Origin of the sequence: Azohydromonas lata (assembly GCF_034427735.1) — a bacterium.
Taxonomy (GTDB): Bacteria; Pseudomonadota; Gammaproteobacteria; order Burkholderiales; family Burkholderiaceae_C; genus Azohydromonas; species Azohydromonas lata.
Window position 1 is genome coordinate 1 of sequence record NZ_JAXOJX010000131.1, and the last position, 8,900, is coordinate 8,900.

At 68.9% G+C, this 8,900-nt stretch carries 12 protein-coding genes; 2 read left to right on the plus strand and 10 right to left on the minus strand.

Features of this window, described 5'->3' with window-relative positions:
* Together SM757_RS34105 and SM757_RS34110 are read right to left on the minus strand one after the other, a co-directional pair.
* Positions 1–322: Hpt domain-containing protein (locus SM757_RS34105; RefSeq protein ID WP_322468738.1), on the minus strand; the 322-nt coding region annotated here is incomplete at its 3' end.
* 25 nt (positions 323–347) lie between these two features.
* A complete protein-coding gene (locus SM757_RS34110) occupies positions 348–710 on the minus strand; it encodes a response regulator (protein ID WP_066342224.1) in 363 nt (120 codons plus the stop codon).
* A 248-nt stretch (positions 711–958) separates the two neighbouring features.
* Between SM757_RS34110 and SM757_RS34115 the strand changes: the two genes are divergently transcribed.
* Together SM757_RS34115 and SM757_RS34120 are read left to right on the plus strand one after the other, a co-directional pair.
* Positions 959–2,077 (plus strand): hybrid sensor histidine kinase/response regulator, encoded by a 1,119-nt coding sequence (locus tag SM757_RS34115; RefSeq protein ID WP_066342225.1) that lies wholly within the window; start codon positions 959–961, stop codon positions 2,075–2,077.
* On the plus strand, positions 2,074–2,709 hold the full coding sequence (locus SM757_RS34120) for a response regulator (protein WP_066342226.1): 636 nt from the start codon (positions 2,074–2,076) through the stop codon (positions 2,707–2,709). Before SM757_RS34115 ends, SM757_RS34120 begins: the two co-directional genes overlap by 4 nt.
* A gap of 128 nt (positions 2,710–2,837) precedes the next feature.
* On the opposite strand, the gene SM757_RS34125 is transcribed toward SM757_RS34120, so the two are convergent.
* The 8 genes from SM757_RS34125 to SM757_RS34160 form a co-directional block, all read right to left on the minus strand.
* Complete coding sequence (locus tag SM757_RS34125; RefSeq protein WP_322468739.1) at positions 2,838–3,965, minus strand: trypsin-like serine peptidase; 1,128 nt, start codon at positions 3,963–3,965, stop codon at positions 2,838–2,840.
* A 282-nt stretch (positions 3,966–4,247) separates the two neighbouring features.
* On the minus strand, positions 4,248–5,009 hold the full coding sequence (fliR, locus tag SM757_RS34130) for a flagellar biosynthetic protein FliR (protein WP_322468740.1): 762 nt from the start codon (positions 5,007–5,009) through the stop codon (positions 4,248–4,250).
* A 31-nt stretch (positions 5,010–5,040) separates the two neighbouring features.
* Positions 5,041–5,310, minus strand: a complete 270-nt coding sequence (fliQ, locus tag SM757_RS34135) for a flagellar biosynthesis protein FliQ (RefSeq protein ID WP_066342229.1) — start codon at positions 5,308–5,310, stop codon at positions 5,041–5,043.
* 37 nt (positions 5,311–5,347) lie between these two features.
* A complete protein-coding gene (fliP, locus tag SM757_RS34140; RefSeq protein ID WP_066342230.1) occupies positions 5,348–6,127 on the minus strand; it encodes a flagellar type III secretion system pore protein FliP in 780 nt (259 codons plus the stop codon).
* Between the two features lie 20 nt (positions 6,128–6,147).
* On the minus strand, positions 6,148–6,483 hold the full coding sequence (fliO, locus tag SM757_RS34145) for a flagellar biosynthetic protein FliO (protein ID WP_066342231.1): 336 nt from the start codon (positions 6,481–6,483) through the stop codon (positions 6,148–6,150).
* A 154-nt stretch (positions 6,484–6,637) separates the two neighbouring features.
* Positions 6,638–7,084: a flagellar motor switch protein FliN gene (gene fliN, locus SM757_RS34150; RefSeq protein WP_066342232.1), complete on the minus strand. Its 447-nt coding sequence runs from the start codon at positions 7,082–7,084 to the stop codon at positions 6,638–6,640.
* The gene (gene fliM / locus SM757_RS34155) at positions 7,074–8,081 is read right to left on the minus strand and encodes a flagellar motor switch protein FliM (RefSeq protein ID WP_066342239.1); all 1,008 of its coding nucleotides are present in this window, start codon (positions 8,079–8,081) and stop codon (positions 7,074–7,076) included. The genes fliN and fliM overlap by 11 nt, the downstream gene beginning before the upstream one ends.
* Before the next feature lie 7 nt (positions 8,082–8,088).
* Entirely contained in the window at positions 8,089–8,697 is a 609-nt protein-coding gene (locus SM757_RS34160) for a flagellar basal body-associated FliL family protein (RefSeq protein WP_322468741.1), read from the minus strand.
* Positions 8,698–8,900 lie beyond the last annotated feature (203 nt).

Below are 8,900 nucleotides of genomic sequence, written 5' to 3' on the forward strand. Positions count from 1 at the left end.
CGTCGCCGGACTCCAGCAGCACGTCCACCATGGCGTGGTCGGGCGCCAGCTCGTGGCGGCGCAGCCGGTCCAGCAGCGTCTCCATCTGGTGGGTGAGCTCGGCCACGTCGTTGAAGCCGAACGTGGCGGCACCGCCCTTGACGGAGTGGGCGCAGCGGAAGATGGCGTTGAGCGCCTCGTCGTCTGCGGCCGCCAGGTCGATTTCCAGGAGCATCTGCTCCAGGCGCTCCAGGTTCTCCAGCGCTTCCTCGAAGAAGACCTGGTAGAACTGGCTCAGGTCTATGCCAACGGCACTGCTGTTGTCGGTCGACGGTTCAGCCATGGATGATTTCTCCTGAGCGCCGGGGTCAGCGGATGACCTTGCCGATCACCTCGATCAGCTTGGCCGGGTCGAAGGGCTTCACCATCCAGCCCGTGGCGCCGGCGGCGCGGCCCTCGCGCTTCATCTCGTCGCTGGATTCCGTGGTGAGGATGAGGATGGGCGTGCGGCCGAACTTGGGGTGCTGGCGCAGCTTGCGCGTGAGCGAGATGCCGTCCATGCGCGGCATGTTCTGGTCCGTGAGGACGAGGTCGAAGTCCTGGTTGTCGGCCTTGTCCCAGGCGTCCATTCCATCCACCGCCTCGACCACGTGGAACCCGGCGTTCTTCAGCGTGAAGGACACCATCTGGCGCATCGAGGTCGAGTCATCGACGGCGAGAATTGAAGGCATGCGTTATTTCTCCAGAGCTGGCTGGACGGTCTATCGGCGCGCGGCACCTCGACTTGAGGCGACGGCGGCTTGAGCTGCCGCAAACCTTGACGAACCTGCTCGGCGTGCGCATTAGTCACGCTGAGCGGCCGGCAGGGCATGCCCGGCAGCCTTCAATTCTTGGCGCACCCGCCCCGCGGCATTGCCCCGATCACTGGGCCCAAGCCGGCGCAATTCCGCGCTTCCAGGGCTTTGCGATACTCGCCCGCATGACATCCCGCCGCCTGCGCGTGCTCCACCTCGAAGACGCCGAGCTCGACCACGAGCTCGCGCTGGCCCATTTGCGCCGCGGCGGGCAGGCCGTGGACACGCTGCGCGTGGAAACCGAGCAGGCCTTCTGCGACGCGCTGAGCCCCGAGTGGGACGTGGTGCTGTCGGACTTCAACCTGCCCGGGGGCTTCACGGGGCTGCGGGCGCTGGACATCGTCAAGGCCAGCGGGCTGGTGCTGCCCTTCATCCTGATCTCCGGCGCCATCGGCGAGGACGTGGCCGTAGAGGCCATGCGCAACGGCGCCAGCGACTACCTGCTCAAGGCCAACCTGGCGCGGCTGGCGCCGGCGGTGGAAAACGCCATCCAGGCCGCCGAGATGCGCCGCGCCAAGCTGCGCGCCGACGAGCTGCTGGCGCAGTCGCAGCGCCAGTTGCGCGAGCTCGCGCAGCACCTGCAGACCAGCGTGGAGGCCGAGCGCGTGGCCATCGCCCGCGAGATCCACGACGACGTGGGCGGCTCCCTCACCGCGCTGCGCTTCGAGCTGGCCTGGCTGGAGCGGCGCAACGCCGACCCCGAGGCGCAGGCCCACCTCGAAAGCGCCCGCGAGACCCTCACCCACGCCATCGAGGCGAGCAAACGCATCATGCAGAACCTGCGCCCGGCCATCCTGGAGCAGGGCCTGGTGGCGGCGCTGCAGTGGATGACGCAGCGCTTTGCCCGCCGCACGGGGCTGGAGTGCGCCTTTCGCACCAGCCACGAGTCGCTGCAGTTGCCCGCGGGCGTGCCGCTGGTGGCCTACCGCACGGCGCAGGAAGCATTGACCAACATCCACAAGCACGCGCAGGCGCAGCACGTGGCGGTGGACCTCTCGCTGGGCGCGGGCGTGCTGTCGCTGGAGATCAGCGACGACGGCCGTGGCCTCAGCCGCGAAGACCTGGCCAAGGCGCAGAGCTTTGGCATACGCGGCCTGCACGAGCGGGCCGGCACGGTGGGCGGCTGGATGGACCTCAGCAGCCGCCCCGGTGGCGGCACCACGCTCATCCTCTCCATTCCACTGGCCGCCGAAGGCGGCGACGGCGCGGCGCCGGACGCCGCGGCCTGGGGAACGACAACATGATCAAGGTAATCCTCTGCGACGACCACGCGCTCATCCGGCGCGGCATACGCGACACGCTCTCCGACGCGCCCGATATCGAGGTGGTGGGCGAGGCCGCCGACTACGGCGAGCTGCGCGCGCTCATGCGCCACACCGGCTGCGACGTGCTGGTGCTCGACATCAACCTGCCCGGCCGCAGCGGCCTGGACGTGCTGCATGCCCTCAAGGACGAGGGCAGCCCGGTGCGCGTGCTCATCGTGAGCATGTACCCCGAGGACCAGTACGCCATCCGCGCCCTGCGCGCCGGCGCCTACGGCTACGTCAACAAGGGCGGCGACCCGCAGCAGATCGTGCAGGCCGTGCGCACCGTCGCCCAGGGACGCAAGAACGTCACGCCGGAGATCGCGCACATGCTCATCGAAAGCCTGACCACGCCCGCGGCCGAGCAGGCGCACGAAAAGCTCTCCGACCGCGAGCTGCAGACGCTGGTGATGATCGCGTCGGGCAAGCGCCTGTCCGACATCGCCGAGGAGCTCATGCTCAGCCCGAAGACCGTGAGCGTCTACCGCGCCCGGGTGCTGGAGAAGCTGGGCCTGGCCAACAACTCCGAGCTCACCGTCTACGCCATACGCAACGGGCTGGTCGGCCAGTGAGCGCGGGCGCCTGGCAGGCCTGCCCATAGACAAACAGGCGCGCCAGGCAGGACAAAGGGCGGCCCCTGCGCGGGGCCGCCCTTTGCCGTTTTCCCCCTCCGTGATGTCGTGGCGTCCGCGCCGCGTGGTCAGCAGGCCCAGCCGTAGGCGCTGCAGGTCTGGTTGAACAGCGTGGCGAAGCTGCTGTTGAACTGCGCGCCGCCCTGGACCTGCGGGCCCGCCGAGGTGTAGCCCCAGGACACGACGCTGGTGGCGCGGTTGGCGGCGTTGTCCTGCGTGGCGGCGGACAGGCCCGCGTAGTCCTGGCGGAAGTTCAGGATGACGGGGCCGCCGCTGGAGCCGCCGGTCATGTCCGAGCCCCAGAGGCCGTTGTTGCTGCCGCCGTTGGTGGCCATGCTGTCCACGCGGTGCATCTGCGTGCCGCTGTCGAGGTTGGCCGGGTAGCCCAGCACCGTCACGTGGCGGCCGATCATGGCCGGGTACTGGATGCCCAGGTAGCCGGTGTAGTCGCCGATGCGCCGGCCCGCGCCGTCGGGGTTGAAGACGATGAGCGCCCAATCGCCCACGTTGGGCACGTTGCCGCCGCCGGTGGACCAGGCCGTGGTGGTGCTCACGTACTGCCAGTTGCTCCAGGTGCCGAAGGGGCGCGTCTCCGTCAGGCCCACGCGGCTGTAGCCGGGGACGAAGGTGAAGCTGTTGTAGAAGCCCGCGTTGCCGCCGCTGCCGCGGTGCACGCAGTGGCCGGCGGTGAGCACCACGCCCGGGCGCACCACGGAGCCGGTGCAGATGTAGGAGTTGCCCGCGCTGTCGCGGAAGAAGAGCTTGCCCACGGCGCTGCTGGGGTAGACGCGGTCCTGCTGGCGCGGGTAGGTGCGGGTGGAGGTGAACTGGATGTTGCCCGTGCCCACGGCCTCGGGCACGGCTTCCGGCGCCGGCATGGCCGCCAGCGCCGCGGCGCTGATCTGGCGGCGCTGCTCCAGCACCGGCTCGGCCACGGCGGGGCGCTTGCCCGGCTTGTCGAAGGCCACGGCGCTGCCCTGCGCCTCGGCGGCGGCGGCGTTGAGGTCGAAGGCCGAGGCCGGCAGGAAGCGCACCTTGGGCATGGGCGACTTGGCCCCCACCAGCTCCGCATCGCTGAAGGACGAGGACTGCAGCGTGGGCGCCGCCTTGAGCGACACGGTCTGCGCCTGCGCCGCCTGGGCGACGAAAGCGGCGATGGCGGCGGCGGTCAGGGCGGCGAAGGAAGCGTTGTTCATGGCGTGGCCTTTGGGCGGTGATTCGTGGTCTTGAGGGCGGTGGCTGCGTGTGTCCGGAACTTCTGTGCTGTGGGTTGTGTGCCGAACTGCCGTGAAGCTTAGGCAGCGGGCCGCTTCGGCGCGTCCCTCTGCGGGGCGGCAGCAGCGGGGGCGTGCCGGCGGGGGGAGGGGGGGAACGCCGCTTGCTCGGGCGCGGCCGGCGCAAAAAAAAGCGGCCCGCTCGGGGCCGCCTCGTTCAGGGCGAAACGTCGGTTCGGGACCGCGGCGGCACCGCCGCCGCGCTCACTGGAAGCGAGAGAGCATGCGCTCCAGCGCCATCATGAAAGGCTGCTCCAGCAGCGGCAGCGTGGTGAGCATGCCGATGAGGCCCACGCCCAAGGTGACGGGAAAGCCCACCGAGAACACGTTCATCTGCGAGGCCACGCGCGAGATCACGCCCAGCACCAGGTTCACGAACAGCAGCATCACGATCAGCGGCAGCGCGATCCACAGGCCCAGCAGGAAGATCTCCGAGCCCCAGGTGTGGGGCGCGAGCTTCATCACGTCCTGAAAGGGCTGCGGGCTCACCGGAAACACCTCGAAGCTGCGCACCAGCGAGGCCAGCACCACCAGGTGGCCGTTGGTCACGATGAACACCCACGCCACCAGCGTGCCGAACATGCGCCCGGTGACCGTGCCCTGGCCGGAGGTGGAAGGGTCGAAGAAGCCCGCGAAGTTCAGCCCCATCTGCAGCCCCACCACCTCGCCGGCGAACTCCACCGCCGCGAACACGATGCGCACCGCAAAGCCCAGCGACACGCCCACCAGCAGCTGCTGCAGCACCAGCGCGAAGGCCACGGGCGAGTCCAGCGCCACCGGCGCAATGGGCGGCAGCACCGCCTGCGCCGCCACCGCCAGCAGCAGCGCCAGGCCCACGCGCACGCGCGCCATGACCATGCGCGTGCCCAGCACCGGCATGGTCGACAGCAGCGCCAGCGCGCGCAGCAGCGGCCACAGCAGCGGCGTGATCCAGGCCAGCAGTTGCGCTTCGGTGAAGGTCAGCACGGCACGGCGGCGCCCGTCGGGTGCGGGCCGCTCAACCCACCGCGGTGGGAATGGCCTGCAGCGTGCGCTGCAGGAACTCCACCAGCGTCGTCATCATCCACGGGCCCGCGATGGCCAGCACCGCCACCGCGGCAACGATCTTGGGGACGAAGGAAAGCGTGGCCTCGTTGATCTGCGTGGCCGCCTGCAGCACGCTCACCACCACGCCCACGCCCAGGATGACCAGCAGCAGCGGCGCGCACACGATCAGCAGCGTGTAGAGGGCCTGCTGGCCCACGGTGAAGACTTGGGTTGCGTCCATGAGGGAAGGTCCAATCCGTTGCGTTGGAAGGCGGCGCCTATTGGGCGAAGGAGGCCGCCAGCGAACCCAGCATGAGGTTCCAGCCGTCGGCCAGGACGAAGAGCATGAGCTTGAAGGGCAGCGCCACCAGCACGGGGCTGAGCATCATCATCCCCAGGCTCATGAGCACGCTGGCCACGACCATGTCGATGATCAGGAAGGGGATGAAGATCAGGAAGCCGATCTGGAAGGCGCTCTTGAGCTCGCTGGTGACGAAGGCCGGCACCAGCACCTTGAAGGGCAGTTGCTCGGCCGTGGTGCCGTCGGGGAGCTTGGCCATGCGGCTGAAGAGCTGCACGTCGCTCTGGCGGGTTTGCTTGAGCATGAAGCCGCGCAGCGGCACCTGGCCGCGGTCCAGGGCCTGCTCGAAGCTGATCTGCCCGGCGCTGTAGGGCTGCCAGGCCTGCTCGTAGATGCGGTCCAGCGTGGGCCCCATCACGAAGAAGGTCAGGAACAGGCTCAGCCCCACGATGACCTGGTTGGGCGGCGTGGACTGCGTGCCCATCGCCTGGCGCAGCAGGCCCAGCACGATCACGATGCGGGTGAAGCCCGTCATCATCAGCAGCACCGCGGGCAGGAAGCTCAGCGAGGTGAAGAACAGCAGCGTCTGGATGGGCACCGAATAGCTGGCCCCGCCCGCGCCCTGGCCGATGAGCAGCGGCAGCGTGCCGGGCGCGCCCTGCTGCTGCGCCAGCGCCGGCAGCGCCGCGCCGGCCAGCAGCGCGAGGGCCGCGGCGGCCGGCGCGAGGCGGCGCCGGCTGGAGAAGAAGGCTTTCATGCTCGCAAGACTCGGGCAGTTCAGTCGCGCTGGCCGCGCATCTGGCGCAGCGCTTGGGCAAAGGAGGGCGCGGACGGCGCCGCCGTGGGCGCGTCGGCCTGCGGGGCCATGGTGTGCAGCGTGCTGATCTGCTGCGGCGTCACGCCCAGCACCAGCCAGCGCCGCTCGTCGCCGCTGCCCACCTCCACCGTCACCAGGCGCTGGTTGGGCGACAGCGGCAGCACGGCCACGGTGCGCATCACGCCCGCCGCGCCCGCGCCCTGCGCCAGCGGCGTGCGCTTGAGCAGCCACAGCGCCACGGGAATGAGCGCCAGCACGGCCAGGAACCACAGCAGCGACAGCCAGGTGGTGTTCATGGAAACGGGGCTTTCATGAATGCGGCCCCCGCCAGTGCCCGGCGGGGAGCGGGCCGTCCTGGCGGACGCGGGTGGTGTTCAGGCAGGCAGGGCGGGAGCCGTGCGGCCGAAGGCGGCGCGGCGGCGGTACGCCGCGGCCCAAATCCCAGGGATTTCAGGTGCGGCTGAGCCGGCGCACGCGCTCGCTGGGCGTGACGATGTCGGTCAGCCGGATGCCGAACTTGTCGTTGACCACCACCACCTCGCCCTGGGCGATGAGGTAGCCGTTGACCAGCACGTCCATGGGCTCGCCGGCCATGGCTTCGAGCTCCACCACCGAGCCCTGGGCGAGCTGCAGGATGTGCTTGATCGGAATCCTCGTGCGGCCCAGCTCCACCGTGAGCTGCACGGGGATGTCCAGGATCATGTTGATGTCGTTGATCCCGGACGGGTTCTGCGCCTCCGACGCGCCGAAGTCGGTGAAGGCCGCGGCCTTCACCGACTGCAGCGGCGACGCCTCTTCTTCGGGCACGGCGGCCGTGTCGGAGCGGGCTTCGGCCAGTGCGGCCTCCCACTCGGCGGCCATGCGGTCCTCTTCGGACATGGTTTCGTCAACTGCCATGATGCTGCTCTCCGATCCAGCTCAGCTGCGAGCTGGAAATCAGTCTTTCGACCTTGATGGCGTACTTGCCGTTGCGCGTGCCGCACTGCGCTTCGAGCACCGGCACGCCGTCCACCTTGGCGGTGAGCGTCGGCGTGCGGTCCAGCTCTATGAAGTCGCCCGCCTTGAGCGACAGCAGCTGCTCGACGGTGGCCGGCGCATGCGCGAGCTCCGCCACCAGCTCCACCTCCGCGGCCTGAAGCTGCGTCTTGAGCAGGTTGACCCAGCGCCTGTCGGGCTCGGTGGAGTCGCCCTGCACCGACGAGTACAGCACGTCGCGAATGGGCTCCAGCGTGGAGTACGGAATGCAAAAGTGCACCGACCCCGCCGTGGTGCCGATTTCCATGGTGAAGCTCGTGGCCACCACGATTTCACTGGGCGTGGCGATGTTGGCGAACTGCGGCTGCATCTCCGAGCGCTGGTACTCCAGCTCCAGCGGGTAGATGCCCGCCCACGCCTTCTTGTACTCGCCGATGATCACCTCCAGCAGCCGCGTGATCACGCGCTGCTCGGTGGCGCTGAAGTCGCGGCCTTCGATGCGGGTGTGAAAGCGCCCGCTGCCGCCGAAGAGCGCATCGATCACCGCGAACACCAGGTTGGGCTCGCACACGATCAGCCCCGAGCCGCGCAGCGGCCGCACCGACACGATGTTGATGTTGGTGGGCACCACGATCTCGCGCAGGAAGGCGCTGTACTTCTGCACCTTGATGCCGCCGATGGCCACCTCGGGGCTCTTGCGTATGAAATTGAAGAGGCCCACGCGCACGTTGCGCGCAAAGCGCTCGTTGATGATTTCCATCGTGGGCATGCGCCCACGAACGATGCGTTCCTGGCTGGCAATGTCGTAGGTGCGGACCGCACCGGTAGGAGTTTCCTCCTGCTCCAGCTTCTGGCTTTCGCCGGTGATGCCCTGGAGCAGTGCATCGACCTCGTCCTGCGACAGGAACTGCTGGTTCATCATGGCCTTACTGCACGATGAAGTTGGAAAAGTGCACGGACTTGATGGGCAGTGCCGTGGGCGTCGACTTGCGCTGCTTGCGCGGCCTGGCGGCGTTGGACGCGGCCGGGGCCTGGCCCTCGTCCATCAGGTCCTCGGCGGCGACGTCGTAGCCCAGCGGGCGCAGCGCCTGTGCGCGTATCTCGGCGGCCAGGCGCCGCTTGCCCGCCTCGTCGCGCACGGCCTCGGCCGTCTTGCTCGACAGCAGCATCAGGATGTTGTTTCGAATCGCGGGCATGTAGGCCTTGACCTGTTCGAGCACCTTGGCGTCCTCCACTTCCAGCGTCACGCCCACCTGCGCGAAGCGGTCGGTGTCGCGGTCGGCGAGGTTGACGGTGAAGGCATCCATCGGTATGAAGGTCGGTGCCGTCTTGGGGTCGAAGGTGCCGGGCTGCACCGCCTTGGCCGGGTGCGCGTCATGCACTTCCACCTCGTCGTCGTCTTCGGCGTGCGCGGACTTGGTGGCAACGTAAGCCACGCCGCCGCCCAAGAGCAGCAACACCACCACTGCAATGAGGATGATCTTGATGCGGCCCTTCTTCAGCGAAGCTCCCAGGGCGGCGACGGCAGCGGACATTCAGGCTCCAATGGACGAACGGATGCCAAGCGGGCAGGGCCGTTCAGCATGTATGGGCCGGATTATTCGGCCCGCGGCCTCGCCGCGAAGGCGGAAATAGCAGGACAAAACGACAGCTTAACCACCCCCGCGACAGGCGGCCGGCCCGGCGCGGGCGGCCGTGGCGTCCAGGCGTTAGGAAGTCTCACGCCTGTCTCTTATAC

What these genes read in the sequence shown, in the direction of transcription:
- SM757_RS34110 (WP_066342224.1), bottom strand. Translation starts at nt 710, where the DNA reads ATGCCTTCAATTCTCGCCGTCGATGACTCGACCTCGATGCGCCAGATG.
- SM757_RS34115 (WP_066342225.1), top strand. Translation starts at nt 959, where the DNA reads ATGACATCCCGCCGCCTGCGCGTGCTCCACCTCGAAGACGCCGAGCTC.
- SM757_RS34120 (WP_066342226.1), top strand. Translation starts at nt 2,074, where the DNA reads ATGATCAAGGTAATCCTCTGCGACGACCACGCGCTCATCCGGCGCGGC.
- SM757_RS34125 (WP_322468739.1), bottom strand. Translation starts at nt 3,965, where the DNA reads ATGAACAACGCTTCCTTCGCCGCCCTGACCGCCGCCGCCATCGCCGCT.
- fliQ (WP_066342229.1), bottom strand. Translation starts at nt 5,310, where the DNA reads ATGGACGCAACCCAAGTCTTCACCGTGGGCCAGCAGGCCCTCTACACG.
- fliP (WP_066342230.1), bottom strand. Translation starts at nt 6,127, where the DNA reads ATGAAAGCCTTCTTCTCCAGCCGGCGCCGCCTCGCGCCGGCCGCCGCG.
- fliO (WP_066342231.1), bottom strand. Translation starts at nt 6,483, where the DNA reads ATGAACACCACCTGGCTGTCGCTGCTGTGGTTCCTGGCCGTGCTGGCG.
- fliN (WP_066342232.1), bottom strand. Translation starts at nt 7,084, where the DNA reads ATGGCAGTTGACGAAACCATGTCCGAAGAGGACCGCATGGCCGCCGAG.
- fliM (WP_066342239.1), bottom strand. Translation starts at nt 8,081, where the DNA reads ATGAACCAGCAGTTCCTGTCGCAGGACGAGGTCGATGCACTGCTCCAG.
- SM757_RS34160 (WP_322468741.1), bottom strand. Translation starts at nt 8,697, where the DNA reads ATGTCCGCTGCCGTCGCCGCCCTGGGAGCTTCGCTGAAGAAGGGCCGC.